The sequence below is a fragment of the Arthrobacter sp. SRS-W-1-2016 genome, assembly GCF_002009585.1.
GTDB classification, from domain to species: domain Bacteria; phylum Actinomycetota; class Actinomycetes; order Actinomycetales; family Micrococcaceae; genus Arthrobacter; species Arthrobacter bambusae_A.
In genome coordinates, this window is sequence record NZ_MTPV01000036.1 from 30322 (window position 1) to 57315 (window position 26994).

Sequence of the window (26994 nt, forward strand, 5' to 3'; positions counted from 1 at the left end):
CCCCGCCTTTCTTGAGTTGGATGTCTAGGCGTACGGCAGCACGAGTTCCGCGTAGCGCTGCTTCATGGTTTCCAGGACTGAGTCGCCGTCGGCGTCCCAAATGTCCTGGTTGAAGATTTCCACCTCGATGTCGCCCGTGTATCCGGCGTCGCGCACCCAGCTGCCGATCGTCGCGAAGTCGATCACGCCGTCGCCCATCATACCGCGGGACAGCAGGGCGTCGGGGGCGATCGGAAGGTTGAAATCGCACACCTGGTAGGACGCGATCCGGTTTTCCCGGCCGGCCCGCTCGATCTGCTGTTTCAGTTCCGGATCCCACCAGACGTGGAAGGTGTCGACGGCGACGCCGACGGCCCGCGGGTCGTACGGTGCGGCAAGGTCAAGTGCCTGGCCAAGCGTAGAAATCAGCGCCCGGTCCGCGGCGTACATCGGGTGCAACGGCTCAAGGACCAGACGGACGCCGTGCTCGACGGCGAAGGGCACCAGGTCCTCGAGGCGATCGGCAACGCGCTGGCGGGCTGCGACGACGTCTTTCTCCCCCGGCGCGAGCCCGCCGACCACCAGGAACAACTCCTGCGTGTCCAGCGCCACGGCTTCCAGGATGGCCGCCCGGTTGTCCGCCAGCGCAGCCGCCTGCCCTTCGGCGTCGGCCGCGGTGAGGAAGCCGCCCCGACAGAGCGACGAGACGCGAAGTCCGGCGTCCTTGATCAGCTTGGCGGCCTTCTCCAGGCCAGTGTCGGCGACGATGTCCCGCCACGGCCCGATCGCCGGAATTCCGGCCCGGACACAACCGTCCACTGCCTGCGCCAGCGTCCATTTCTTGGTGGTGGCAGTGTTCAAGGAAAGCCTGTTCAGTGCCTGGTGTGAAAGGTCGCTCATGCGCCCACCCCGTTGACGCGAAGGTAGTCGGACATCCTGAAGGCGGCCAGCGCGGGATCGCCCAGGAGCCCGGCTTGGTCGGCGAGTTCGAACGTGCGTGCCAGGTGGACCACGGAGCGCCCGGAATGCAGCCCGCCGACCATCTGGAATCCGGGCTGTTTGCCGTTGAGCCAGGACATGAAGGCGATCCCGGTCTTGTAGTAGAACGTCGGAGCGCTGAAGATGTGTTTGCCCAGTTCGCGGGTGGAGTCCAGGATGGCGCGCCCATCCGCGGCGTCGCCGGCGTCGTATTTCTGCAGGGCGACCGAGGCGGCCGGGTAGATCGCGGCGAAGATGCCCAGCAGCGCGTCCGAGTGGTGGGCGCCGTCGCCGTCGATCAGTTCCGGGTAGTTGAAATCGTCGCCAGTGTAGAGGCGGATGCCCTCCGGCAGGGCCGCGCGCAGGGCAACTTCATGCGAAGCGTCGAGCAGCGAGACCTTTACTCCGTCCACTTTGTCCGCGTGATCGCGGATGAGGCCAAGGAAGGTTTCGGTTGCTTCGGCGACATCGTCCGAGCCCCAATAGCCGGCCAGCACGGGGTCGAACATGGTCCCGAGCCAGTGCAGGATGACGGGCTGGTCCACTTCGCTCAGGAGGGTGGAGTAGACGTGCAAGTAGTCCTCCGGGCTTGCAGCCACCTTGGCCAGCGCCCGGGACGCCATGATGATGACCTTCGGTCCGGCTTCACTCACGACGGCGATCTGCTCGCGGTACGCGTCGAGCACGGCCTTGATGCCGGCTGGCCCTTCGGGAACAGAGGCGAGGTCCAGCTGGTCGGTTCCGGCGCCGCAGGACACGAGGTCCTGGACGCTCTTGCCGGCAGTGGCGGCGTTGCCGGACGCCACCACGGAGGCCGCTTCGACGCCGGTTCGTTTGATGAGTTGCTGCGTCGCGGCCCAGTCCAGGCCCATGCCACGCTGGGCGGTGTCCATGGCATCGGCAACACCCAGCCCGTAGGACCACAGCTCGTGCCGGTATGCCATGGTGGCGTCCCAGTCCAGTCGTGCGGGGGCACCCGGAGTGTTGTCGGCCGTTGCTTCGGGGATCACGTGCGCGGCAGCGTAGGCGCGCCTGGACGTCAGCGGCGCTGTCGGCCTGGCCCACGACGTGGCCGGCTGGACCTTGTAGAGGCGCGTCCCGCCGTCGTGGTTTGGAAGAAGGAGGGAAGTCATCAGAGCACGATCTCCGGGATGTCGATGGTGCGGCGCTCGTCGTTGGACCGGAGGCCGAGCTCGGCGAGCTGCACGCCGCGGGCTGCGGAAAGCAGGCCGAAGCGGTGCTCGCGGCCGGCGACGACGTCGCGCAGGAATTCTTCCCATTGCAACTTGAAGCCATTGTCCAGATCGGCGTTGGCGGGGACTTCCTGCCACTGGCTGCGGAACGACTCCGTGACGGGCAGGTCCGGGTTCCAGACGGGCTTGGGCGTGTGGGCGCGCTGCTGCGCGACGCACTTGTTCAAGCCGGCGACGGCGGAACCGTGCGTGCCGTCGATCTGGAATTCCACGAGTTCGTCACGGTAGACCCGGACGGCCCAGGAGGAATTGATCTGGCCGATGACTTCGTCTCCGTCCGGGGTCTCGAGTTCGAAGATGCCGTAAGAGGCGTCGTCGGCCGTGGCCTTGTATTCCCTGCCTTGTTCGTCCCAACGGGCCGGGATGTGGGTGGCGGTCTTGGCGTTGACGCTCTTGACCTTGCCGATGATGCCTTCCAGGACGTAGTTCCAGTGGCAGAACATGTCCGTTGTCATGCCGCCGCCGTCTTCCTTGCGGTAGTTCCAGGACGGGCGCTGCGCTGCCTGGACGTCGCCTTCGAACACCCAGTAGCCGAACTCGCCGCGGATGGAGAGGATGCGGCCGAAGAAACCCTCGTCCACCAAGCGGCGCAACTTGACCAGGCCCGGCAGGTAAAGCTTGTCGTGCACCACGCCAGCCGTCACGCCGGATTCCTTGCCGATCCGGGCCAGTTCGATGGCTTCTTCCAGCGTCTCCGCCGTCGGCTTTTCAGTGAAAATGTGCTTCCCGGCACGCATTGCCTTCATCAGCGTCGCCGCGCGGAGGCTGGTCATCGACGCATCGAAAACGACGTCCACCGTGGGGTCATTGATGACTGCGTCGAGGTCGGCGGACCACTCGGAAACCTTGTGGAGTTCGGCGAGTTCGCGGATTTTCGCTTCGTTGCGGCCCACCAGGATCGGTTCAACCTGGACGCGGGTGCCGTCGGCCAAGGTGAAGCCCCCGGCGTCCCGGATGGGGAGGATGGAACGCAGCAGGTGCTGGCGGTAGCCCATCCGGCCGGTGATGCCGTTCATGGCGATTCTTATGGACTTTGTTGCTGTAACAGATTCGGTGCCCATGAGTCCTTCTTCAATGGAAAGTAAATGAAGGGGAAAGCGCATTCCCAATGCGTTCATGATGACACGAGGCTCCGGGTCTGGCAATCGCTTTCCCGGGCTGGTTAGGACTGCAATAATCGGATGTTGCTGAAAGTGCCGAGACTGAGGCTTTTGAAGAGGAGTTGTCCGTGACTGCAAGCACGCTGTCCGAAGTGGCAAAACTGGCCGGCGTCTCCCCCGCCACGGCCTCCCGGGTGCTCAATGGCTCTGCCAGGACGCCGGCACCGGAGATCGCCGAGCGCGTCCGGCAGGCGGCCGACACCCTCGGCTACATCGCGAATGCCCAGGCCCAGGCCCTGGCGAAATCGAGCACGGGACTCATTGGCCTGATCGTGCACGACATCGCCGACCCGTATTTTTCCGCCATAGCGCAAGGCGTCCAGGCCGCGGCGCGGCAAGAGCGCCGGATGGTGCTCCTCGCCACAACCAACGGCACACCCGCCGAGGAGAAGGAAGCTGTCGCCGCCTTCGCTGCACGGCGGGCCGAGTCGATCGTCATCGCAGGATCGCGCTCAACACGTTCCGAGGACGCCCGCGCGAACACCGACCTAGCCGCCGAATTGGACCGCTACTGTCGCAACGGCGGGCGCGTGGGCGTCGTCGGGCAGGCGATTCTGGGCGTAGCTGAAACGGAAAGCTACCGCACCATCGCTGTCCCCAACGAGCAACTTGCGCGGGATCTGGCGCGGGATCTGGCGCGTACCCACAAAGGGCCGTTCGTCATTGTGGCCGGGCCGGAGGGGCTGACCACTTCTGATGAGCGCGTCATGGGATTCCAACGAGGCTTGTCCGATGCCGGCCAGCCCGCCGCGGATATTGTGCACGTTGCGTTCAACCGGAACGGCGGTTTCGACGCCGGCATTGAACTGGCCTGGCGGATCAAGGCGTCCGACCGATCGGCGCCGGATCAACGCTTGTGCATTTTCGGCACGAACGATGTCATGGCTATCGGCGTGGCCGCCGCATTGAGGGACCAGGGTCTCAGGGTCCCCCACGACGCAAGTCTCGCAGGGTTCGACGACATCGAATGGCTCCGGGACTTCCGGCCAGCGCTCTCCACCGTGAGCCTGCCGCTGGAAGAAATCGGACGACTTGCAACTATGGCGACCCTTTCCAACGACAACGGCGGTGCGGCCGCCGTCGTCGGGAGCGTCACCCTCCGCAGGAGCACGGGTTCGCCCTAGCTCCCTGGGTTCGGGGCGGATCCATCGATGAACCGATCACGCCGGACCGAGAGTCCGCCATTGTGACCGGCGCAACAAATTAGCCTTGACAGCGGGGGCGGGCGGGTGTCTCATGGAAAGCGCTTACCAATTGGGAAAGCGCATACCAAGCGGAAACTCAGTCCGATTCTTGCGAGGCGCCGCCCTCCTACTGGAAACCAGACCCAAAGGCGGGAAGGCCCTTCCAGTGGCCCAAAACGACTTGTCCAAAGGAGGACAATATGAAGATCGACGCGAGCAGGCGGCGGAGTTCAACCGGACCGCGACCGTCCAGCACCACAAGGAAAGCGGCAGCCAGCGGCTGGATCGGCAGCGCCCTTGAGTACTACGACTGGTTCATTTACGCGCAGGCTGCCGCGCTCGTCTTCCCTGGCGTCTTCTTCCCCGCGGGAAACCCGACCGTTGCACTGATCGCTTCGCTCGGCACATACGCCGTGGGCTATGTGGCTCGCCCGATTGGCGCCTTCGTCCTCGGACAATGGGGCGACAAGCACGGCCGGAAGAACGTCCTGGTCCTCGCCATGCTGATGATGGGCGCGTCGACCTTCGCCGTCGCTTTGTTGCCGACTTATGGCCAGGTCGGGCTTCTGGCACCTGCCCTCCTGGTTGCCGTCCGGCTCATCCAGGGCTTCGCGGTGGCCGGCGAGCTGAGCGGCGCCAGCGCCATGATCGTGGAGCACGCGCCCTTCGGCCGTCGGGGCTTCTACGCAAGCTTCGCGCTCCAAGGAACCCAGGCCGGACAGATCATTGCCGCGGCTGTCTTCCTACCGCTCTCCGCCGTGCTCTCCAATGAAGCGTTCAAATCCTGGGGCTGGCGCATTCCCTTCCTCCTCAGCGCCCTTGTGGTGTTCGCCGGGTACATGATCCGCCGCCGGGTCGAAGAAACACCCATCTTTACTGAGGAAAAGGCGCACCAGGAGATCCCGAAGATGCCGATCGTCCGCGTTCTGCGCGAAAGCGGCCTGGACGTGGTCCGGGCAGTCTGCATGACCTTGGTCAACGTCGTCGGCGTCACCGTCGCAGTCTTCGGCGCAGCGTACGCCACCCAGCCGGGTTACGGCGTCGGAATGAGCACTACTGTGTACCTCTGGATCCCGGTCCTGGCCAACGTCGTCGCACTCGCCCTTATCCCTTTGTTCGGAGATCTGTCGGATCGGTTCGGCCGCCGGCCGTTGATGATCTTCGGCTCGTTGAGCTCGGGCGTGCTGGCCTACGCCTACCTGTACGCAGTGAGCCAGAACAACGTCGTGCTCACGATCGTCCTCTCGATCATCATGTGGGGCACGCTGTACCAGGTCTGGAATGCAACCTTCGCCAGCTTCTTCCAGGAGCTCTTCCCCGCCCGCACCCGCGTCACGGGATTCGCCATCTCGCAGAATATCGGCCTCGTCATCACAGCGTTCCTTCCGAGCATCTTTGCGGCAATCGCCCCGCCCGGGTCCTCGAATGTTCCGCTCATCATCGGGTCCATCTGTTTCGGAATCTGTGTCATCGGCGCCGTGGCGGCCTGGTCGGCCCGTGAAACCTACCGCATCCCGCTCAATCAACTGGGGACGGGGAACGCGACGCCGGTTGCCCGCGAGGAGTACCGTAAGCTCCGGAGTGGCGCCCGGTAACCCAAGCGATTTACGGCGAATCGCCGCCCTTGAATGAAACGATTCAGTAAGAGAGGGGGCAACCGGGCTGAGGCCCCGGAATCAGACCGGGGCCTGTTTCCCATCGCCGCGCTTCAAGCTCCGGTTTGGGAAACAAGCCTCGGTATGCCGCGCAGCGCCGCAGGCCGCCCCCTCAAACGATCGCGGAAACCCCCGTCACGGCCCGGCCCACGATGAGCGAGTTGATCTCGAACGATCCTTCATAGGTGTAGATCGCCTCGGCATCGGCAAAGATCTTGGCCATCCGGTAATCGGTCACAATGCCGTTCCCGCCCAGGATGGACCGGCCCATCGCCACGGTTTCGCGCATGCGGGCGCTGCAGTACGCCTTGGCCAGAGCCACTTGGGCCATTTGGGCTCCGCCGTGCCGCACTCCCTTGCTGTCCGTGTAGATATCCTCCTGCAGCTGGGCGATCCGCACCATCATCCCCATGCTGGCCACGGCATTTCCGAGCATGTCCACCAATTGCTGCTGGATGAGCTGGAACTTCGCCAGCGGCCGGCCGAACTGCTGGCGGTCAAGCGCATACTGGCGGGCGACGTCGAATGCCGCCAACTGCTGCCCCACGGCCTGCCAGGCCACCATGAGCCTGGACCCTCGCAGCAGGTGGTTGGTGTCCGTGAAGCTGTTGATTCCGGAAAAACGGTCCGCCTCGGCAACCCGGACGTCTTTGAGGACGATGTCAGCGTTTTGCACCGTGCGCAGGGCGATCTTGTTCTCGATCTTGGTGCGGGTCACGCCGGGGAGCGTGCCGTCCACGATGAAACCGCGAATAGCGCCGTCGGCTTCGTCCCGGGCCCAGACCAGCATGTGGTCGCAGAACGTCCCGTTGCCGATCCAGCGTTTGGCGCCGTTCAGCACCCAGTAGTCGCCGTCGTCGTCGGCTCCCCCGACGACCCGGCGGGCCACCGTCTGCAGGCCGCCGGCCACGTCGGAACCGTGGTCCGGTTCCGTGAGCGCAAACGCTCCGGTGGTCCGCAGATTGGAGGCGTCGTCGAGGTAGCGGTCCTGCTGGTCCTTGGAGCCGAACTCGTACAGCGCCTCGATGAAGAGGTCATGGTGGACCATGAAGAACGTGGCAATGGACGTATCCACGCGGGTCATTTCCGCGATCACGAGACCTGCGAACAGGTTGCTGTAGCCGCGGTGCGTGGGGGTGCTCAGGCGAAGGGCCGCGAGTTTGGGGAGGATGTGGGCCGGGAACTCGGCCTTGTCCCACCAGTCCTTGGCATAGGGCGCGATTTCCGTGGCCAGGAATTCCCGGAGCTCATTGAGCTTGCGCTGTTCCTGCACGCTGAGGAGCGATTCGAAATCGAAAAAATCCGCCCCGGGCAGGTCGGGCGGGGAACCATTGGAACCCTTGGAACCGGCCGGGTGTTCGACGGCGGCCGCCAGCTTGTGCGTCTGGCTCACTTCGGTGCCATCCGGATAGCGCCGTCGAGGCGGATGGTTTCGCCGTTGAGCATGGCGTTTTCCACGATGTGCGCCACGAGGTTGGCGTACTCGGCCGGGCGGCCAAGCCGGGCGGGGTGCGGTACCTGCTGGCCGAGGGAGAGCTGTGCGTCCTGGGGCAGGCCGGCCAGCATGGGTGTTTCGAAGATGCCCGGTGCAATGGCCACGACACGTACCAGCGAGCGCGCAAATTCACGGGCCAGCGGCAACGTCATCGCCGCCACGGCCCCCTTGGACGCTGCATACGCAGGCTGCCCGATCTGGCCGTCGAAAGCTGCCACGGAGGCCGTGTTGATGATGACGCCGCGTTCCTCCCCGCCGAGTTCGGTAGACGCGGGCTCGTTCCGGGCCATCGCGGCGGCAGCCAGGCGGATCACGTTGAAGGTGCCCACGAGGTTGATCTGGATGACCCTGTTGAAGTTCTCGAGCGGCAGCACCCCGTCTTTGCCGAGGACTTTGCCCGGGGTTGCGACGCCAGCGCAGTTGACGAGGATCCGAAGCGGGCCCAGCGCGACGGCAGTGTCGACGGCGGCCTGCACTTGTTCCTCATTGGTGACGTCGGCGGGGACGAACACGGCCCTGCCCTCGGCCCCCGAGGCATTGAGTTCGGCAGCGAGGGACTCGCCCGGAGAAGAATGGAGGTCAAGCAGCACCACCGTTGCTCCGGCGTCGAGCAATCGCCTTGCGGTTGCGGCCCCCAAACCCGAAGCCCCGCCGGTTATCAACGCAACTGCGCCCTTGATGTCCATTCATCCTCCTCGATGCAGAACCAAAATCCGTTAATGAATGTTAACTGAATCACTTTGATTGTGCACTGGGGAGGGGCTTGCGGCCAAGCACACGGCGTTAGGCTGTCACCATGTCCGCCCCCGACGCGCAGCAGGGCACCCCCGGAACAACGGATTGGGCCGCGCGAGCCGACCACGTCGCACGCTCGGTGACCCGGCATTTCGGACGGCGCTTCCTCTTCCTTCCCGGAACCCACCTCGCGGCGCCGATCCGGCCCTCCAGCCGGTTTCCGGGTCAACCGTGGAACTACTGGTGGCAGGCGCACTACCTCGATTGCCTCGTGGACACCGGGTTGCGCGAACTGGCCTCGGGAGCAAGGTTCGACGGCGGTGATCGCCCCAGCGCCGGCGAGCTCGCTTCACGCCTGGTCACCACCATCCGCTTGCGCAATTTCCTTCGCTACGTGAACAGCTACTACGACGACATGGCCTGGCTAGCCCTCGCCACCCTGCGTCTGGACGCCTTGGCCGAGCGGGTGCACAAGCCGGGCCGCCGACGCAACGCCCGGTTGCAGAAAAGCCTCTCTACACAGTTCGAGTCGGCCTCCACAGACGACATGGGCGGCGGCACTTTCTGGAGCACCAAACGCGATTTCAAGAACACCCCGGCGACGGCGCCCGTGGCCTTGCACTTCGCCCGGACAGGTCATCCAGTGCGGGCCCAAGGGCTCCTGGACTGGCTCAACGCCACGCTCTTCGAACCCAGCCGCGGCCTGTACCTCGACGGCGCTTGGATCAAGGAGGGCAAGCTCGTCCTCGCGCAAGAGGTCTACACCTACAACCAGGGCCCTGTGCTCGGCACCTTGTTGGAGTTGGGTGGAGATGCGAACCTGGCCCGCGCAGCCGCGTTGGTGGGCTCGATAGCCGAGCATCTGACCGTCTCCGGACTGGACGGCCCATGGAAACTGGTTCTTCGCGGCGAAGGCACCGGCGACGGCGGGCTCTTCACCGGGATCCTCGTCCGTTACCTCGCGCTTGCCGCCGCCGACGCCCGGTTGCCCCGCGTTTCACGGGCGACCGCGAGCCAGCTCGTGCTCGATACCGCGGAGGCTCTGTGGGCGGGACGGACGATGCGCACCGACGCTGCCAACCGGATATCCGGAAAGGACGACGACGACGCCTGGCTCGTCTTCTCGACGCAACCACAGCGCCCCGCGGCCGAGACCTACGCGCCGGGCACCGCCGTCGAACTTTCCACCCAGCTGCAGGCGTGGATGGTGCTGGAAGCCGCCGCGCGCGTCCAATAATTGTCGGTGCCGGGGCCTAGTCTGGAGCTGTGAACCCGATCCCGAGCCCGATACCTGTCACCGTGGTCGGTGCGCCGCCGGAATGGTGGCAGATCCTTGGCGCGCTCAGCCCGCTCGCCGTCCTCGTCGCGGCAATCGTTGCGGCGATCGTCGGCCTCCTGTCCCTGCGGCAGAAGGCCCGGGCGGACAACCGGTCCGAATGGTGGCGCCGCGCTCAATGGGCCCTCGACGCGTCCCTGTCCCGCAGCCGCTCCGAGGCCGAAATGGGCCAGAGGGCCATCGAGATTCTGGGCCACAGCGAGCTCGCGTCGCGGGAGGAACTCGCGCTCCTCAAAGTCGGCACTGAGGATGCGCTCCTGGCAGCCGCAGCGGCATCCGAAACCCGCGCCGTCGTCTCCTCCCAGCGTCCCGCCTCGGTGGGCGCCGAGGATCGCAAGGTGCAGATCGCCGCTGCCAAGGCCAGGGTCACCCTCGACAAGCGGCTCGGGGAAGACACGCCAGGCTGGATCGTTGCACTGTCGGCCGGGAAGCCCGAGTAAGTCCCCGGCTATTCTGCTACCGCGGGCTTTTTCTTCTGCGGATACGGCGTCTCCTGCCGTGCCAACATCTCGACAAAACCGGCAATCTTCCTGGCCCGGGTTTCCGCCCTCTTCACCGAGTTGGTGCGGTAGATCAGGGCAAAGCGGTTGACCGCCGTCAACGCATCGAACATCGCCTGGGCGTCGGGAACGGCGGCGATCGCGGCCGCGAGGTCCGCGGGGACTTCCGCGTGCGCCTGGCCAACGTAGGCAGCTTCCCAACGCCCGTCCGCCTTGGCGCCGTCGACGGCGGCCCATCCGGCCGGGGTCATCTTGCCCTCGGCTTCGAGGCGGGCGATGTGGCCCACGTTCCGTTTGGACCACGGGCTTTTGGGGCCGCGGCGGGTCATGCGCTGGAAGACGCTTTCGTCGTCGCGCCTTCTGCCTTGGCCGTCGATCCAACCGAAACAAAGCGCCTCATCCAAGGCTGCGGCATAATCCAGTTCCGTCACGTTGCCGCCCTTCTTGTGCAGCACGAGCCAGACGCCAGGGCTATGGGCACCGTTCTTTTCGAGCCAGGACCGCCACTCGGCAGCATCTTTGACGATCAGTTCTTCGAGTTCAACAGCCATGGGCCCATTCTGGTGCCAGCTAGGCTGTGGCGAAAGCCCACTCACCTCCCGGAGGATCCATGTTGCGTGTCCGCCCCATCCAGTTCACTTCCGACGTCGCCGGCTGGAAGCACCTTCTTGGCGCGCTTGGCCTCGTGTGCGTCGGGGACCACGGCGACTGGGTGGAGTTCGACGCCGGCTCGGGCCGCGTGGCCTTGCACAGTACCTCCGCTGACTCGCCCGACGACGGAACTACAGTATTCGGCGTCGAGGTCGGAGACCTGGCGGAGTTCGCCCGACGTACCGTGGCCGACGGAACGCGCGCCGAACTTGTCGACGCCGATCACGGGCAGGCAGTCCGCGTCACCGCCGAGGACGGCTTCACGTTCCTCGCCGACAAGGCGAGCAGCCGCACGACGAGCCCGGACGCGGACCCGGGGCTCGCCGTCGTCGGGACCTGGCTCACGCCTGATGTGCCGGGGGCCGCGCGGGAATTGGGCAACATCGGCGCGCGGCCGCGGCGGGCGTCTCCGGACTTCGCGGATTTCAGTACGAAGAACGGCGGCATCCTGTTGGTCCTTGAGTCTCCGGAGACAGCCGCGGGAGGCCTCGCTTTCGAGTACGACGGCGACCTCGCAGCCCTTGGGGCCCGGCTCGCCGCCGCCGGACTCAAGGCAGCCCGGGCCGGCTCGGTCCTGTCGGTTGCCGGCCCGCGCGGCGGAACCATCAGTGTGACCCAGGCCCGCTAACCCAACGCTCGCCCACCTATACGGGCCTTCCCCCCAACGCTCGCTCACCTATACGGGCCTTCCCCCCAACGCTCGCTCACCTCATCTGAGCGCGGGATCCCGATGTTGGCCGCATACGTGAGCGAGCGTCGCTCAATTCGACGACATACGTGAGCGAGCGTCCCGGGTTTGGGCTCGACGCAATCCTCGCTGACTGATTCGTACGGCATGGAACGGCATGGGATGGGGTAGAACTTAACCATGAGTGTTCGTACCCCTGACCCGTACTCCGGCTGGCTTTCCGATGAAGACCTCTTCGAAGCCCGCGGCCGCCTCCCCATGGTTTACGTGGAGGCGGTTCCCGTGCGTCTGGATCCGCTCGGATTCGTCAACGAGGTAGGTACCCTGCTCCAGGGCGACGCCGACGGCACCATGGTCCGTTCCTTCGTGTCCGGCCGCGTGCTGTACCGCGAAACTATCCGCGCCGCGCTGCTGCGGCACATGGAAAAGGACCTCGGGCCGCTCGCTTTCCCGCAATTGCCCGTCAGTCCGGTGCCGTTCACGGTGGCCGAATACTTCCCGGCGCCGTCGCAGACCGGTTTCACGGACGACCGCCAACACGCCGTGTCGCTCGTCTACGTCATCCCGGTCACGGGCGAGTGCGAACCGCGCCAGGACGCGCTTGAGCTGACCTGGATGACTCCGCAGGAGATCTTGAGCGACGACGTCCAGCAGGAATTCAGTGGCGGCCGTGGCAATCTGGTGCGTCAGGCTCTGGCTTTCGCCGGCGTCGGACAGTAGCAGCGCTGCGGACAGTAGCGGCGGGCAGTAGCCACCTCCCCGATTTGCCGGGCGGGTTTTATAGACTGTTGGGCGGACCCCAAGAGAACCAAAGGACTTCCGATGACTCACAGCCCGGCCGACCAGCAGTATCGTGAAAAGCAAGCTGGGGCCCTGCAAATCGGGGACCACTTGTTCCTCCCTGGAGATGGTCCCGCGGAGCAAATCACGCACATCGAGATCGAACTCGACGATTTTGGCGTGCCTACGCTCATCCTGGTGACAACAGCCGACGGCGGGAACGTACGGATCGCGATCGGGTCCAGCGTCCCGGTGGGAGAAGCCGCCGTTCCCGACGACGTCGACGCCCTGGCGGAGGAAGATCCGGCCCCGCTGGAGGAGCCGGACCCCAGTGACGCGCCCGACGCCGTTACCTCCGACGGCGGTGACTCACCCGATGAGGGGGTTCCCGCCGTCGTCGTGCCTCCTTTGCCCGCGCTGGCACCGACTGTCAGCCGAGCGGCAGGGCCGGATCCCGCCCAGCTCGCGCTGATCCCCGAACCGACAGGCTCGCCCGAGGACGTCGTGGCCGCCGCTGCGGAAGTACACCCTGGCAGGAACGGCGTGGCGGTGTTGAGCGAACGCCTCGTGAAGGGGATCAACACGAAGTCGGGAAGCTGCTTGCGGGATCTGAGCGACCTGGCCCACGATCTCTTCATCGAGCTGCGGGATCCGGACCACGCCCTCGCGGTGGCCGATATCCTCAACGTGCTCCCCTACGACGGAAACCGCGATCGCTGGATGTCCGTTGAACGTTCCCTTGCACTTTCCAGCTTCATTTGCCGTGAACTCGGCCAACCGGAACGCGCGGACGTCTACGACCAGCTCCTTCAAGCGCCGGACACGGTGGAAACCGACCCGTTCAAGGCCAGGATCGCCGCCAAAGTGCGCCAGCGCGCGCTCAACGAACCGAACCTGTACGACAAGGAAATCTTCCGCTCCATCGACAACGGGAACCGCGATGCCGAGCGCGAATGGCGGCTGCTCAGGCTTGAAACCCTGCTGTTCCTCCGCTCACACGGTGGTTCGAACACCATCGGCTTGGGCGAACTCGATCACCGGATCGCGAATGAACTCGAGGCGGTCCGGGCTTAGGCGCTATCGGAGGATTCCGCAAGACCTGTCGCGTTCGCTCCAACGGCGGTAGATTCGGGCCATGACGAACAATCTGAGCGTTGTTGTTAATGCCGACGCGCAGCAAGTTTGGACTTCGCTGCGCGAACCGTCGCTCGTAGCTCAGTGGCACGGCTGGGAGGCCGACGAGCTTGGCGACGAAATCAACCAGATCTACTTCACCGCCAACGTGGTCGAGGGTCCCGACCACACAAGCCTCACCGTGAATGGCGGGGACGTCTTCGAACTCACCCCGGTCAGCGGTGGCACCGAGGTCCGTGTGACCCGTGCCGCCCTCGATCACGATTCCGAATGGGCCGCGTGGGACGAGGACATCACCCAAGGTTGGCTGACGTTCCTCCACCAGCTCCGATTCGCCCTGGAACGCCATCCGCACGGGCACCGGCGTACGCATTTTGTTTCCTTGCCCGGCGGTAGCGGCTCCGGCATCCAGAAGCTCGGCCTGGCCGACGTACCGGCACCTGGCGAGGAATACTCGCTCACGCTTCCCACGGGCGAGTCCCTCACCGGCAGGGTCTGGTTCCGGAGCAACCACCAGGTAGGCCTCACCGTGCACAGTTACGCGGAACACGGGGACGGGCTGCTGATTGTGGCTGACCAGCCGGTGATTCCGGAGAAGAGGCCCGACGGTGGCACTATCGTGATCGCTTCGACCTACGACCTCGGCGCGGCCAGCCTGGAGTCGATCCGTTCCCGTTGGGACGGCTGGAAGGCTGAGAACTACCCCTCAGAGGTGCACTCGCACTGACGATTCTCGCTCCAGGGCTGGCAGACTGTAACGGTGCCAGCCGATTCTTCCATGCCTCATTCCGGGCCCAGCTCCGAGTCCAACCCGTCCGTGCCCAGGGCTGCCCAGCAGTCCTCGTTTTCCTTCGAGGTGGGTGCACGGCTCAGCGAAACGCGCCCGCCGTCGTCGGGCCTTGTGAACGCCGACGGCGGCAGCCGTTGCGACGACGGCAAGCGCGGAGAGTTCCTGGGCAGAACCGGCACTATCACCACACCGCACGGCCAGATCCAGACGCCGGCGTTCATCGCAGTCGGGACAAAAGCCACGGTAAAAGCAGTTCTGCCCGAATCCATGAAGGAGCTCGGCGCGCAGGCTTTGCTGGCCAACGCCTACCACCTGTACCTGCAGCCGGGGCCGGAGATCCTGGACGCGGCCGGGGGGCTCGGTGCGTTCATGAACTGGGACGGACCCACGTTCACGGACTCGGGCGGATTCCAGGTGATGAGTCTCGGTTCAGGATTCAAGAAGGTCATCGACATGACCTCCGTTGACGCGTCCGGTCCTGACGACGCCGTGGCCCCGGGCAAGGAGCGGCTGGCGCATGTGGACGAGGACGGCGTCTGGTTCAAGTCGCACTTGAACGGGGACCGGCACCGTTTCTCGCCGGAAATCTCCATGCGGGTGCAGCACCAGATCGGCGCCGACATCATGTTCGCCTTTGACGAGCTGACCACACTGCAGAACTCCCGGGGCTACCAGGAGGAATCCGTGGAGCGCACGCGTCGCTGGGCCGAGCGCTGCGTGGTGGAGCATGAGCGGCTGACGGCGTCCCGGGTGGGCAAGCCGTACCAAGCCCTGTTCGGCGTCATCCAGGGGGCCCAGTACGAGGACCTTCGTCGCAAAGCCTGCCGGGACCTTGGCGGTATGCCGTTCGATGGCTTCGGCATCGGCGGCGCCTTGGAGAAGGAGAACCTCGGCACCATCGTGCGTTGGTGCAACGAAGAACTTCCCGAGAACAAGCCCCGCCACCTCCTGGGGATCTCCGAGCCGGACGACATCTTCACGGCCATCGAAAACGGCGCCGACACCTTCGATTGCGTCTCCCCCACCCGGGTGGCCCGCAACTCGGCCTTTTACACTCCTACCGGCCGGTACAACCTGTCCGGAGCACGCTACAAATCGGATTTCGGCCCCTTGCAGGACGGTTGCGATTGCTACACCTGTGCCAACTATTCGCGCGCATACATCCACCACTTGTACAAGGCCCATGAGATGGTCTCGGCCACGCTGATCTCCATCCACAACGAGCGCTTCGTGGTGAAGATGGTGGACGACGCCCGCCTCGCCATCGAATCCGGGGACTTCTTCGAGTTCAAGGCCGAGACCTTGGGGCGGTACTACTCGTAGCCCTCCCCGTCGCTTCCCGTCGAGCTCGCCGGAACGGTGCCGGTTCGCCGGAGCGTTCGGGCGAACCGGCACCGTTCCGGCGACCCCACGTTTTCCACATAGCCGACCAAGCGGCTTCCACGGGTCCCGGGGACCCGCGAGGCTGGATCAATGACGCCTTCCCAACCACCTTCGCTCCCGGAAAAGGGCAACGTCTGGCGCACCGATCAACTCCACGCACATGGGCTCAATTCCCGTGCAATCCAATTCTTGGTGAGTCAGGGCAAGCTTGTCCGGCTACGGTACGGCTGCTATATCCGGGCCGCGCTCTGGGAGAAGCAATCCGCGTGGCTCCGAAGCACCCAACGGATCTACGCGCATGCCCATGGAACGCTTACGACGTCGGCGGGAGACTTCGTATATAGCCACACCTCGGCGGCGCGGCTGCACCGCCTGTTCCTCTGGAACGTCGACGACCTCATCCACATCCTGCTGCGGGTCCGGCCGTCCAGCGAGCGCCTTGGCAAGGACGTGCGCGGACACACCAGGCCTTTCGACGAGACGGACGTTGTGACAATCGGGAACTTGCGGGTCACGTCGTTGGAACGGACAGTGGTGGATTGCGCCATGCTATTGAGCTACAAGCAGGCGCTGGTGATCATGGACCATGCACTCAGGCTTGGCGCTGATCGCTCGCTGATGCAGGCCATGGCAGACGCATTGATTGGCCGACGCGGGGTCAGGAATCTTCGCAAGGCCCTGGTCAACGCTGATCCACGATCCGAGTCGGCCGGCGAAACCTTGTGCCGCGAACTCATCTCCCGGCTGAAGTTGCCGATGCCCGAACCGCAGGTTGAGGTTCAAAGCCGGGCAGGCCGGCATCGGCTCGATTTTGCCTGGCGAGAGGCAAAGGTCGCGCTGGAATTCGACGGCGAGATCAAGTACTTCGATTTCGAGCCAACAGCCGAAGTGATTTTCCAGGAGCGGCGCCGGGAGAAGGCCCTGAGCGAGGACGGTTGGCGCTTCGTCCGCGTGGAGTGGAAGCACCTCTTTCGCGAGCAGGAATTCAAGACCCGGATACTGAACGCCCTCCGTCGTTAGCCGGCCGCCGCCGTCGAGATCGCCGGAACGCGCCCAGGTCGCCGGAAGGCTCAGGCGAGTTGGCACCGTTCCGGCGAGCTCACGTCGGAGAGCCCCCTCAGGGACGGTCCGCCGTCGTCACGCCGATCACCAGGAGCACCACATTGAGCGCGACGGCGGGCGTCACCAGCAGTTCCGGGGCGTTGAAGAGCATGCCCAAGGCCAAAGGTGCCAGGGCGAAGAGGCACAACACGTAGCCTCGGATCCTGGTTCCGAGCATCGCCGGTCCGCTGCGTCCAAGCTGCATCAGGTACACCAGCTTGGTGAGGTCTTCCTGCTGGCGGAAGGCCCGTCGGAGCATCCCCGCGCCCAAACCGCCGCCTGCCGCCGCGCCCAGGACGAGGAGCTCACCCCGGAAGCCGCCGGCCAGCACGAAGAATCCGGCAGCCGCCGTCGTCCACAACCCCATCAGGATGACCGGCAGCGCGACGTGGACCCAGCGCGAGGCTGTCCTGGAAATCGGCAGGAGCGCGTCGAGGCTGGGAGCCATGCGCAACTGCCAAAGGGGCCCGGCCGCCGCGGTGGACGAGAAGATCGCCGCGGCGAGCAGCACGGGAAGCAGGATGATGGGCGAATCGAACGTCCGGACCAACCCGGTCAGGGGAACGACAGCGAGACCCAGGCCCCAGCGCCACAGCCGGCCGGGCTGACGGGCGAGTACCGTTGCCTCCGCGTGGAAGAGCGCGCCCGCTGCGGTGCGGGGCGTGCCCGGGAGCTTGACCCGGCTTCGCTTGCCGCCGCTGGAAAGCGAGGCACTGAGTTCCCCGGTGTCCATGAGCGTCAGCGCAGCCTGGACATGTCCCCTCGCGGACCCGGCCTTGAGCAGCGAGGTCGTGCGGACACTGGAGAGCTTGTTCCGCATGCCGAGCGCCGAGGCAACCAAGGCGACAGCAGGGGCGACAGCAAAGATCCAGCTGCCGTGAAGCGTCCCGAACAGCATCGCGCCGAGTGCCACCGAAGCCGCTGCCAACAGCCAGTTCATCGGTCTACCTTGACCAGCCGCCGCCCGCGAACGGGTCTGGGCGAACGCAGCCAGCGCGAGAATAGCCGCGCCGGTGAACGCCCCTGCCAGGACGCGCCCGGCAAACACCACCGCATTCGAACCACTGATGACCGCGACAGGGATGGTGGTCAGGGCCCCGACGACGGCGGCAGCCAGGACAGCGCGTCGCAAGCCTCGGGCTAGAAGCGGCTCGCGGTTGATGGCAAGCGAGTACCACCAGTGCCGCTGATTCGCCGTGATAGCCAGTGGCCCGAGCCTGCCCGCCACCCAATAGGCCGCGAGGCCCAAGAGCCCAAACCCGGCCACTAGACCGTATTCGACAGGAACCACGCCGTATCTGGTCGAAATCAGGTGGCCTCCGAACCCATGCTCCGCTGCCGCAGTGAGCCCGTTGAGGAGGCCGATGGCGTAGATCAAGCCGACGCCGAATGTCAGGAATTGGATGTACAGCTCGTTGAGCCTGGAAAGCAACGACTGGCCGCGCGGACGAATGACCTTGCGGGTAGCTCTCTCGGGGTCGAAGGCGACGAACTGCGGCTGCTCTACGGCAGCAGTGGACATGCTCACCGGCGAATCCTCGCCACGGCGTCGTCGGTACTCACCAAGCGCGCACCGCCGTCGTCGACTATTACCGCCCGGGTACACGCCGCTTGGGCGACGTCCGCATCGTGGGTGACCATCACGACGGCGGCACTCTTCTTGGCAGTCTTGGCGATCCGCTGCGCAAGCAGGCCGCGCATGCGGGTATCGAGCCGCTGCTCCGGTTCGTCCAGGACCAGCAGTTCGAAGGGCCGGATGAACGCCGAGGCCAGGAGGAGCTTGCGGCGCTGTCCCGAGGAAAGTTGATCGGGAAAGGCATCCGCCACGGTTTGAAGCTCGAAGAAGCCGATCTCTTCCTCCACAGCAGCGTCCGGGTTGGCGAGGCCATGGCCGCGGGCCACCAAGGAGAGGTGCTCGCGGACGGTGAGGGAATCGAAGTAGGCATCTTCGTCCAGCAGCACCGAAACCTTGCTGCGAAAGAGGGCCGAGCGGTCGTCCGGCATCAAGCCAAGCACGTGCGCCTCGCCCTCAATGGCGGCCTGTGCGCCGATCATCGTGCGGAGCAGTGTGGACTTGCCGGCACCGTTTTCGCCCACCATCCCAAGCACCTGCCCGGGGAAAACCTCGACGTCGAGCGGCCCGCACACTGCATGCTCGCCATAGCCTGCAACAAGATTCTCGGCCGTCAGCACGGCTTTTCCCAGCTTCATCCTCTGAAACTACCGGATTTCCCTGCGGTTCCCCTGAGCCCCCGACGCCCGCTCACATATAGCGCGTCCCGGACCAACGCCCGCTCACATATAGCGCGTCCCGGACCGACGCCCGCTCAGGCCCAGTAGCTGGGCTCGCGCTTCTTGATCCAGCCAATGACCAAGGACGTCACGGGAACAAGGATGTATTGGACACCGACCTTGTATACAAAGCCCACCAGCACGTAATTGACGAAGCTTCCGAAGTCCGTGATGCCGATAACCGAGGCCGCGATGCTGCAGAAGATGAGCGTGTCCACGAATTCCCCCACCCCGGATGAACCCATGAGCCGGGCCCAGAGAGTTCTCTCACCCGAACGGGCTTTCATCTTGACCAGGATCAGGGAGTTGATGGTCTGGCCGGCCAGGAATGCTAGAAGCGAAGCCAGGACGATCTGAGGAACCGGCCCCAGCGCTCCTTCAATAGCAGCCTGCTTGGCGTTGCCGTAATCGTCATTGAAGCCAGGCAGCGCGATGATGATCCAGTAGCAGAGCGATGCGAATGCTGACAGTGCAAACGAGGTAATGATTGCTTTGCGGGCAACCTTGAATCCATAGATCTCACTCATCACGTCGCCAAGAATGTAGGCAAGCGGGAAGAGGAAAAATCCGCCATCAGTGATGATCGGGCCGAAGACGACCCCCTTAGCAGCGCCGATGTTGGACAGGATCAGCACGACGGCCATGCATGCCAGCATGATGCCGAAGTATGGGGAGCCTATTGACGCGAAGCGCGGCGCGGGTTTACTCAGGGTCTGGGATTCTGATGCTGACGTCATCGCTTGTCCGTTCGTAGTGGTTCGCGCAGGCGGCCGGAGTTGGCACGGTGCCCCGCTGTATTAGCACTGGTGGTGGACCCGCCAGCAAAACCGCGGAGCCTCCCCTATTCTCGCATCGAGGAATCGAGAATTGTCCGGAAAAATCGCCACCGCCAACAACCCTCCACCAGATCAAGTGAGCGAGCGTCCCGCCAAAAACCCACATAAGTGAGCGAGCGTCCCGCCAAAACCCGATAAAGGTGAGCGAGCGTCGGAGTGGCCTCGCTTCGATGCCCTCTGGCAGGGCGGCGCGGGGTAGTGCAAGCTTGGTCCAGAACCGGCGGGACACGAAACGGATCAGGGGAAGCACATGGTGGAGCACTTTGACACGGTGGACGAATACATCGCGTCGCGCCCTGACGAGGTGCAAACCATCCTTCAGGAGATCCGGCGACGGGCCTTGGCAGCAGTGCCCGGAGCGGAGGACAGGATCAGTTACGGTATCCCCACCATCACGCTCGACGGCCATTACGTGGTGTACTTCGCAGCGTGGAAGCACCATATTTCCGTCTATCCAGTGCCCGACGGCGGCGAGGACTTCAAGCGCGAAATCGCCCCTTTCCGGGCGGCGAAAGGCACCTTGAAATTCCCCTTGGGCAAGCCGATTCCATACGAGCTCATCGAAAAAGTGGCGACCCTGCTGGCTGAGCGCGGGCGGCAGCGGAACGGCTACTGACAATCAGGCAGCGCGGGGGTACGGTACAGCCATGCGCCGCGATGAGCTTGAGCACGCCATCCGGGCCGCCACGGATATCATCCACGGCGACCGGGTGATCGTGATCGGCAGCCAGTCAATTCTGGGATCCTTCACGGAGGACCAGTTGCCTGCGTCGATCACCATGTCGGATGCCGTCGACATCGCCCCCTTTTCCGACGACGACGCCGGCACGCTTGCCGACAGCATCGATTCCGCGCTTGGGGAGTGGTCACCCTTCCACAAGGAGTTCGGGTTCTATGTCCAAGCTGCCGAAAGGGAGACTGCTGTTCTCCCGGAGGACTGGGAGTACCGCCTTGTCGGTGTACGCAATGAGCAGACCCGGAACAGCACCGGGCTTTGCCTGGATCCCTACGATCTCTGCGCGGCGAAGCTCATTGCGGCACGCCCCAAAGACCACGCGTTCGTTCTTGCACTGATCGAGTCATCCCTCGTCGACCGCGTCCGGCTCGTGGACAGAATCAGGCTGATCGACCCATCCGAGCCTCGCCGAGATGCGGCTTTGTCCTGGGCCATGTCCGTCTGACCCTGTCCGGGCCCAGGCCCGTGCCCAAACCCGTCCCAACCCGAAGGAGCAAGCTAATGACCAAGGTAGTGGCATTCATGTCGATGTCCCTCGACGGCTACGTGGCGGACCTTGAGGATGGCGTCGACGAGGTCTTCGACTGGTACTTCGCAGGCGACGTCGACGTCCCTACCTTCAACCCGGGCTTCACATTCCATGTTTCCGAAGCGAGTGCCCAACACCTACGGACCTTGATGGGTCAGGTGGGTGCGATGCTCACCGGGCGACGCACCTCCGACCGGGCCGACGCTTGGGGCGGCCAGCACCCGTTCGGCGTGCCCGCGTACGTCGTGACTCATCAGATGCCCGAGGGGTGGCCCCGTTCCGACTCAGCGGTGCATTTCGTCACCGACGGGCTGGAAAGCGCTGTCGGGCAGGCAAAGGCGGCCGCTGGCCACAAGATCGTCGGCATGCACGGGCCGGACACCATTCGGCAGTGCCTCGATGCCGGTCTGCTCGACGAGATCCGCATCGACCTGGTTCCGCTGCTGCTCGGGTCCGGTATCCGGATGTTCGATCACGTTGAGAACGCGCCGCTCACTTTGGGCAACCCGACCGTCGTCGAGGGCGTTGGCGTCACCCACTTGAGCTATCCGGTCCTCAAGGAGTAGGCGTCACGCAGGCCAGGTTATTGAGTCCCTGCCACGAGCCAAGCCGCGCAATTCCGCGGTTGTCAAACCCAAAGGAATCCAAAAAGTTGCGTAGCGTGACGCCCCTCCAGCGCAACAGCCCGGAAGCTACCCCGAGTGCGCCTCCAGGAACGCGTATACCTCAGTCTCGTCGACGCCGGGGAACGCACCCGGCGGCATGGCCGCCAACAGGTGCGAGTGGGCGCGCGCGGACGGCCAGGCGTTGCCTGCCCACGAAGAAGCCAACGACGCCGGCGGGCGCTTGCAGCAGTTCGGGTCCGGACACGTCGAAGTAGCGCGCGCCGTCGTCTCCCTCCCGCGGAACCACTTCACGTGCTGGTACGGCACGCCGATGCTGAGCGAGAACTCGCCCGCCGCCGAGCGCTCGGTCCGCGCCGTGCACCAATAGGTGCCTGAGACGGTGTCCGTGTATTGGCTGTAGGCGCTGAACTTGTCCGGAACGTCGAACACCGCTCGCGAAGTCCATGCTTTGCACGCCGGCTGGCCCTCGATGGCGCCGGTGTGGTCCTGGGGGAACGCCACGCCGTCGTTCTCGTAGGCCTTGTAGATGATGCCGCTCTGGTGGGTTTTCTGGAAATGTGTGGTGATTCCCAAGTGCTTCGTCGCGAGGTTGGTGAACCGGTGAGCCGCAGTTTCATAGGAGACGGCGAAGGCGTCCCGGATGTCCTCGACCGCGATCTCCTTGGCAGCTTTCGCCTTCTGCAGGAACTCGAGGGTGGCGTTCTCCGGCAGGAGGAGCGCTGCGGCAAAGTAGTTGGTCGCGACGCGCTGCGCCAGGAAGTCGCCGTAGTTCTTGGGCGTTTCGTGGCCCAGGACGTAGTGTCCCAGGGCCTGCAGGAGGACCGAGCGGGGATCGTGGTCCTGCCGTTGGCTTTGCGTGAGATAAATTCGATGATTCTTTAGATCGGTCACTGAACGGGTGGAATGGGGCAAGTCGCCCACGTGGTGCAGGGTGAATCCGAGGTGGTCCGCGATGTCCGCAATGACGTGCTGGCTCAAGGGTCCGGTCGTGTAGCCAACGCCTTTGAGGACCTTTTGAGCTTCGGCCTCGTACTCCGGAAAGTAGTTGCCGCGCTCCCGCATCATGGCACGCAGTTCGCCGTTCGCGCGCCGAGCCTCTTCCGGCGTCGCAACCTGCTCGTTGAGCTTGCGTTCAAGCTCCTGCAGGAGGCCCACTTGCGACTCGAGGACATCGAGCGGAAGCCGCGCGCTGACGCGGACTTTGGGCAGGTTCAGCGACTCGTACAGGGGTCCGCGCTGGTACCGTTCCAGCTCGATTTCCAGGGCCGCGCGGCGGCTGGGCGGTTCGGCCCCGAGGAGCTGTTCGATGCCGACATTCAGTGCCGCGGCGAGCTGCGTCAGCAAGCCCAGTTTGGGCTCGCGCTTGCCGTTCTCAATGAGGCTCAGCTGGCTGGGGGCGGTCCCGACGGCGGCGCTCACGTCGTCGAGGGTCAGTCCGGCCTGCTTGCGCAGATACCGCACGCGGCGGCCCAGGCTGATGACGTCCAGCTCGGCGGTGGAAGCAGACGACGACGGCGACGGTACTTCGCGGTTCCAGCTCACAGGTGACATTTCTTGAGAATACGCGAAGAAGTGCATTTCTTTCCATGGTTTCCATCTAGAAAGCCTCGTGGAAGTGCTGAAAAGTAATAACTACGAAGTCCCGGTCGGAATGATCTGCAATGGCGCAGCCAAGACCGGCCGGGGCGGCAAACTCAGCAACACGCCAAAACAGCGTCAAAGGAGACAGAACAATGACCGCAGCATTTGAACCAGGGCAGCCCACCTCCGCAACCGAGCAGGCCGCAGCACTGGAGCTCGAATGGGCTGCCAACCCGCGTTGGGAAGGCGTCACCCGCGACTACTCGGCCACCGACGTCGTCCGCCTCCGCGGCCGTGTCTCCGAGGAACACACCCTGGCCAGGCGCGGCTCCGAGAAGCTGTGGAAGCAACTCACGGAAGAGGCCAAGACCGGCGGTTACACCAACGCCCTGGGCGCGCTGACCGGCAACCAGGCGGTGCAGCAGGTCAAAGCCGGCCTGCGGGCCATCTACCTCTCCGGCTGGCAGGTCGCCGCCGACGCCAACAACTCCGGCCACACCTACCCGGACCAGTCGCTCTACCCGGCCAACTCGGTTCCCACCGTGGTCCGCCGCATCAACAACGCCCTGCTCCGCGCGGACCAGATCGAATTCTCCGAGGGCATCCAGACGGTCGAGGACTGGCTGGTCCCGATCGTCGCCGACGCAGAAGCCGGTTTCGGCGGCCCGTTGAACGCCTATGAGCTCATGAAATCCATGATCCAGGCCGGCGCCGCGGGCGTGCACTGGGAAGACCAGCTCGCCTCCGAGAAGAAGTGCGGCCACCTCGGCGGCAAGGTGCTCATCCCCACCCAGCAGCACGTCCGGACCCTGAACGCCGCCCGCCTCGCGGCCGACGTCGCGGGCACCCCTTCGGTGATCATCGCCCGTACCGACGCCGAGGCAGCCACCCTGATCACCTCCGACGTCGACGAGCGCGACCAGGAATTCATCCTCCGCGAAGGGGGACAGCCGGTCCGCACAGCGGAGGGCTTCTACAAGGTCCGCAACGGCATCGAACCCTGCATCGCCCGCGCCAAGGCCTACGCCCCGTACTCGGACCTCATCTGGATGGAAACGGGCACCCCGGACCTGGAACTCGCCCGCAAGTTCGCCGAGTCCGTCAAGGCCGAGTTCCCGGACCAGATGCTCTCGTACAACTGCTCGCCGTCGTTCAATTGGCGCAAGCACCTGGACGACGCCACGATCGCGAAGTTCCAGCGTGAACTCGGCGCTATGGGCTTCACTTTCCAGTTCATCACCCTGGCCGGCTTCCACGCCCTGAACTACTCGATGTTCGACCTCGCCCACGGCTACGCCCGCGAAGGCATGAGCGCCTACGTCGAACTCCAGGAGAAGGAATTCGCCTCCGAGTCCCGCGGCTACACCGCAACCAAGCACCAGCGCGAAGTCGGCACCGGCTACTTCGACGACATCGCAACTGCGCTCAACCCGAACGCATCCACCCTGGCCCTGGTGGGATCCACCGAAGAAGGCCAGTTCCACTAATCCCCAACCGCCCCCTCCACTTGCAAGCTCGCGAGGGAACCCGGCGGCCGTGGGCCCACTTTCCCCAACTAGGTAGCACTAGGTGTCGTTTTGAGCCCTCAAAACGACACCTAGTGCGAGTCAGTTGGGACCATTCAAGGAGCCACTCCCATGAACAGCTTCACTGACAATTACACGCTCAACGGCATCACGCTGACCGCCCAGCCAATTCACCGGCAGAACGAGGTACTTACCCCGGATGCCATCGAGTTCGTGGCAGCCCTGCACCGTGCGACGACGGAGCGCCGCCAGGAGCTGATGCAGGCGCGGCACGCACGCCGTGGCCAGATCGCGAGCGGCCAGGATCCGCGGTTCCTCCCGGAGACCGCGGACATCCGCAACGACCCGAACTGGCGCGTCGCTCCCCCTGCCCCGGGGCTGGAAGACCGCCGCGTGGAGATCACTGGGCCGGTTGACCGGAAGATGACCATCAACGCGCTCAACTCGGGCGCCAAGGTGTGGCTGGCCGACATGGAAGACTCCTCCACCCCCACGTGGCGGAACGTCATCCAGGGCCAGCTGAACCTCACGGACGCCTTGGAACGCCGGATCGACTTCACGTCAACCGACGGCCACAACAGCAAGGAATACAAACTCCGTGCCGCCGAGGAGCTGCCGACCATCGTGGTCAGGCCCCGCGGCTGGCACCTCCCGGAGAAGCACATGCTCATCGACGGGAAGCCCGTTGCCGGCGGCGTGGTGGACTTCGGCTTGTTCTTCTTCCACAACGCCCGCCGCCTGCTCGCGCAGGGCAAGGGCCCGTACTTCTACCTGCCCAAGATCGAGAACCACCTCGAGGCACGCCTCTGGAACGACATCTTCATCCTGGCCCAGGACCTGCTCGGCATCCCGCAGGGCACCATCCGCGCCACGGTGCTGATCGAGACGATCACCGCGGCATTCGAAATGGAGGAGATCCTGTACGAGCTGCGCGATCACGCCTCGGGCCTGAACGCCGGCCGCTGGGACTACATCTTCTCCGTCATCAAAAACTTCCGCACCCGCGGCCCCCGCTTCGTGCTCCCGGACCGCGCCCAGGTCTCCATGACCCAGCCGTTCATGCGCTCCTACACCGAGCAACTGGTCCGGGCCTGCCACCGCCGCGGCGCCATGGCGATCGGCGGCATGGCCGCTGCCGTTCCCAACCGCAAGGACGAGGCCGCCAACACGGCAGCGTTCGAGAAGGTCCGCGCGGACAAGACCCGCGAAGCCGGCGACGGTTTCGACGGTTCCTGGGTCGCGCACCCTGACCTGGTTCCGGTCTGCCGCGAAGTGTTCGACGGCGTACTCGGCGAGCGTCCGAACCAACTGGACCGCTCACGCGAGGATGTCACCCCGGACGACCGGGCCCTGATCGACGTCGCCTCCACCGAGGGAACCATCACCGAAACCGGCATCCGGAACAACATCGAAGTGGGTATCCGCTACATCGAGTCCTGGCTGCGCGGCAACGGCGCCGTGGCCATCCACAACCTCATGGAAGACGCGGCGACGGCGGAGATCTCCCGTTCGCAGCTCTGGCAATGGATCTACTCCCACGCCATCACCGACACCGGTGAAGTCATCACCCGCGAATGGATCAACGACCTCCTGGACGAGGAGTTCGCCCGCCTGGAACGCTTCGATGACGACCGGTTCAACGATGCCCGCAGTATCTTCGAGGAAGTCACCCTGGCTGAGGAGTTCCCCACCTTCCTGACCATCCCGGCCTACGCCCGCTACCTCACGGAGGCCCGCGAAGAAGCCACCAAGGAAGAACTCGTAGCGGCCTGAACCCAAAGATAGAGCCCCCGTCCGCTGGGCTGCCTGCACTCTTCGCAACAAGTGACCCCGATGGTCGGGGAGGCAGCCCAGCGACGGACCCCTCACCACCCAACTAACTCGCAGTTGTTGTCGTTTTGGAGCGTCATAACGACAACAACTGCGAGTTAGCGGATGAGCGCCGCTGGTGCGCCGTGGGCCGGGAAAGTATGCGTCTGGCTCACCAAAACTCTGGCTCTCTCCGGGCGGCTCGGTGATCATGGAGGTGTTCGTCTCGGTGAACGCCGACCCAACTTGGTGCCTTG

General features: G+C 64.8%; 25 protein-coding genes. 15 read left to right on the plus strand and 10 right to left on the minus strand.

The features are described 5' to 3' along the window. Positions 1-24 precede the first annotated feature (24 nt). Genes BMF89_RS08650 through BMF89_RS08660 form a run of 3 tightly spaced genes read right to left on the minus strand, consistent with a single transcriptional unit; the run spans position 25 to position 3271 of the window. Positions 25-879, minus strand: coding sequence for a sugar phosphate isomerase/epimerase (locus BMF89_RS08650; RefSeq protein WP_078106688.1), 855 nt, complete (start codon positions 877-879; stop codon positions 25-27). After that, a complete protein-coding gene (locus tag BMF89_RS08655) occupies positions 876-2090 on the minus strand; it encodes a dihydrodipicolinate synthase family protein (RefSeq protein WP_078106689.1) in 1215 nt (404 codons plus the stop codon). Before BMF89_RS08655 ends, BMF89_RS08650 begins: the two co-directional genes overlap by 4 nt. Then, positions 2090-3271 (minus strand): Gfo/Idh/MocA family oxidoreductase, encoded by a 1182-nt coding sequence (locus tag BMF89_RS08660; RefSeq protein WP_078106690.1) that lies wholly within the window; start codon positions 3269-3271, stop codon positions 2090-2092. The genes BMF89_RS08655 and BMF89_RS08660 overlap by 1 nt, the downstream gene beginning before the upstream one ends. A gap of 167 nt (positions 3272-3438) precedes the next feature. Here BMF89_RS08660 and BMF89_RS08665 point away from each other — a divergent pair, with 167 nt between their 5' ends. Both BMF89_RS08665 and BMF89_RS08670 read left to right on the plus strand, forming a co-directional pair. Further along, the gene (locus tag BMF89_RS08665) at positions 3439-4494 is read left to right on the plus strand and encodes a LacI family DNA-binding transcriptional regulator (protein WP_078106691.1); all 1056 of its coding nucleotides are present in this window, start codon (positions 3439-3441) and stop codon (positions 4492-4494) included. Positions 4495-4754: 260 nt separating this feature from the next. Then, positions 4755-6149: an MFS transporter gene (locus BMF89_RS08670; RefSeq protein WP_078106692.1), complete on the plus strand. Its 1395-nt coding sequence runs from the start codon at positions 4755-4757 to the stop codon at positions 6147-6149. A 172-nt stretch (positions 6150-6321) separates the two neighbouring features. Here the strand turns inward: BMF89_RS08670 and BMF89_RS08675 are convergent, their stop codons facing one another. After that, on the minus strand, positions 6322-7584 hold the full coding sequence (locus BMF89_RS08675; RefSeq protein ID WP_078106711.1) for an acyl-CoA dehydrogenase family protein: 1263 nt from the start codon (positions 7582-7584) through the stop codon (positions 6322-6324). 14 nt (positions 7585-7598) lie between these two features. After that, positions 7599-8390, minus strand: coding sequence for a 3-hydroxyacyl-CoA dehydrogenase (locus tag BMF89_RS08680; RefSeq protein ID WP_078106693.1), 792 nt, complete (start codon positions 8388-8390; stop codon positions 7599-7601). Between the two features lie 110 nt (positions 8391-8500). Between BMF89_RS08680 and BMF89_RS08685 the strand changes: the two genes are divergently transcribed. Together BMF89_RS08685 and BMF89_RS08690 are read left to right on the plus strand one after the other, a co-directional pair. Further along, the gene (locus BMF89_RS08685; RefSeq protein WP_078106694.1) at positions 8501-9676 is read left to right on the plus strand and encodes a glycoside hydrolase family 76 protein; all 1176 of its coding nucleotides are present in this window, start codon (positions 8501-8503) and stop codon (positions 9674-9676) included. Positions 9677-9705: 29 nt separating this feature from the next. Continuing rightward, the gene (locus tag BMF89_RS08690; RefSeq protein WP_078106695.1) at positions 9706-10215 is read left to right on the plus strand and encodes a hypothetical protein; all 510 of its coding nucleotides are present in this window, start codon (positions 9706-9708) and stop codon (positions 10213-10215) included. A gap of 8 nt (positions 10216-10223) precedes the next feature. Here the strand turns inward: BMF89_RS08690 and BMF89_RS08695 are convergent, their stop codons facing one another. After that, positions 10224-10826 (minus strand): YdeI/OmpD-associated family protein, encoded by a 603-nt coding sequence (locus BMF89_RS08695; RefSeq protein WP_078106696.1) that lies wholly within the window; start codon positions 10824-10826, stop codon positions 10224-10226. A 59-nt stretch (positions 10827-10885) separates the two neighbouring features. On the opposite strand from BMF89_RS08695, the gene BMF89_RS08700 reads away from it, so the two are divergent. The 6 genes from BMF89_RS08700 (at position 10886) to BMF89_RS08725 (ending at position 16721) form a co-directional block, all read left to right on the plus strand. Beyond that, on the plus strand, positions 10886-11554 hold the full coding sequence (locus BMF89_RS08700; protein ID WP_078106697.1) for a hypothetical protein: 669 nt from the start codon (positions 10886-10888) through the stop codon (positions 11552-11554). A gap of 240 nt (positions 11555-11794) precedes the next feature. Further along, complete coding sequence (locus BMF89_RS08705; RefSeq protein WP_059388553.1) at positions 11795-12334, plus strand: NUDIX hydrolase family protein; 540 nt, start codon at positions 11795-11797, stop codon at positions 12332-12334. 102 nt (positions 12335-12436) lie between these two features. Next, complete coding sequence (locus BMF89_RS08710; RefSeq protein WP_078106698.1) at positions 12437-13468, plus strand: DUF6707 family protein; 1032 nt, start codon at positions 12437-12439, stop codon at positions 13466-13468. Positions 13469-13529: 61 nt separating this feature from the next. Next, entirely contained in the window at positions 13530-14255 is a 726-nt protein-coding gene (locus tag BMF89_RS08715; RefSeq protein WP_078106699.1) for an SRPBCC domain-containing protein, read from the plus strand. A gap of 51 nt (positions 14256-14306) precedes the next feature. Next, positions 14307-15641: a tRNA guanosine(34) transglycosylase Tgt gene (tgt, locus tag BMF89_RS08720; protein WP_078106700.1), complete on the plus strand. Its 1335-nt coding sequence runs from the start codon at positions 14307-14309 to the stop codon at positions 15639-15641. Between the two features lie 150 nt (positions 15642-15791). Next, positions 15792-16721 carry a type IV toxin-antitoxin system AbiEi family antitoxin domain-containing protein gene (locus BMF89_RS08725; protein ID WP_078106701.1) on the plus strand — a complete coding sequence of 310 codons (930 nt, stop codon included), beginning with the start codon at positions 15792-15794 and terminating at the stop codon, positions 16719-16721. A 97-nt stretch (positions 16722-16818) separates the two neighbouring features. On the opposite strand, the gene BMF89_RS08730 is transcribed toward BMF89_RS08725, so the two are convergent. The 3 genes from BMF89_RS08730 to BMF89_RS08740 all read right to left on the minus strand — a co-directional run bounded on the left by BMF89_RS08730 (position 16819) and on the right by BMF89_RS08740 (position 19831). Then, positions 16819-18324, minus strand: coding sequence for a DUF6297 family protein (locus tag BMF89_RS08730; protein WP_078106702.1), 1506 nt, complete (start codon positions 18322-18324; stop codon positions 16819-16821). Positions 18325-18326: 2 nt separating this feature from the next. After that, complete coding sequence (locus BMF89_RS08735; protein WP_241710697.1) at positions 18327-19013, minus strand: ABC transporter ATP-binding protein; 687 nt, start codon at positions 19011-19013, stop codon at positions 18327-18329. 116 nt (positions 19014-19129) lie between these two features. Continuing rightward, complete coding sequence (locus BMF89_RS08740; protein WP_078106703.1) at positions 19130-19831, minus strand: queuosine precursor transporter; 702 nt, start codon at positions 19829-19831, stop codon at positions 19130-19132. A 349-nt stretch (positions 19832-20180) separates the two neighbouring features. Between BMF89_RS08740 and BMF89_RS08745 the strand changes: the two genes are divergently transcribed. From BMF89_RS08745 to BMF89_RS08755, 3 genes are read left to right on the plus strand one after another with little or no spacing between them, the layout of a single operon-like run. Beyond that, positions 20181-20546: a DUF1801 domain-containing protein gene (locus BMF89_RS08745; protein WP_078106704.1), complete on the plus strand. Its 366-nt coding sequence runs from the start codon at positions 20181-20183 to the stop codon at positions 20544-20546. 31 nt (positions 20547-20577) lie between these two features. After that, complete coding sequence (locus BMF89_RS08750; RefSeq protein WP_078106705.1) at positions 20578-21111, plus strand: DUF6036 family nucleotidyltransferase; 534 nt, start codon at positions 20578-20580, stop codon at positions 21109-21111. A gap of 56 nt (positions 21112-21167) precedes the next feature. Next, on the plus strand, positions 21168-21761 hold the full coding sequence (locus BMF89_RS08755; protein ID WP_078106706.1) for a dihydrofolate reductase family protein: 594 nt from the start codon (positions 21168-21170) through the stop codon (positions 21759-21761). 126 nt (positions 21762-21887) lie between these two features. On the opposite strand, the gene BMF89_RS08760 is transcribed toward BMF89_RS08755, so the two are convergent. Then, positions 21888-23399: a helix-turn-helix transcriptional regulator gene (locus BMF89_RS08760; protein WP_078106707.1), complete on the minus strand. Its 1512-nt coding sequence runs from the start codon at positions 23397-23399 to the stop codon at positions 21888-21890. A gap of 155 nt (positions 23400-23554) precedes the next feature. Here BMF89_RS08760 and aceA point away from each other — a divergent pair, with 155 nt between their 5' ends. Both aceA and aceB read left to right on the plus strand, forming a co-directional pair. Beyond that, positions 23555-24889, plus strand: a complete 1335-nt coding sequence (aceA, locus tag BMF89_RS08765; protein ID WP_078106708.1) for an isocitrate lyase — start codon at positions 23555-23557, stop codon at positions 24887-24889. A gap of 150 nt (positions 24890-25039) precedes the next feature. Next, on the plus strand, positions 25040-26701 hold the full coding sequence (aceB, locus tag BMF89_RS08770) for a malate synthase A (RefSeq protein ID WP_078106709.1): 1662 nt from the start codon (positions 25040-25042) through the stop codon (positions 26699-26701). Positions 26702-26994 lie beyond the last annotated feature (293 nt).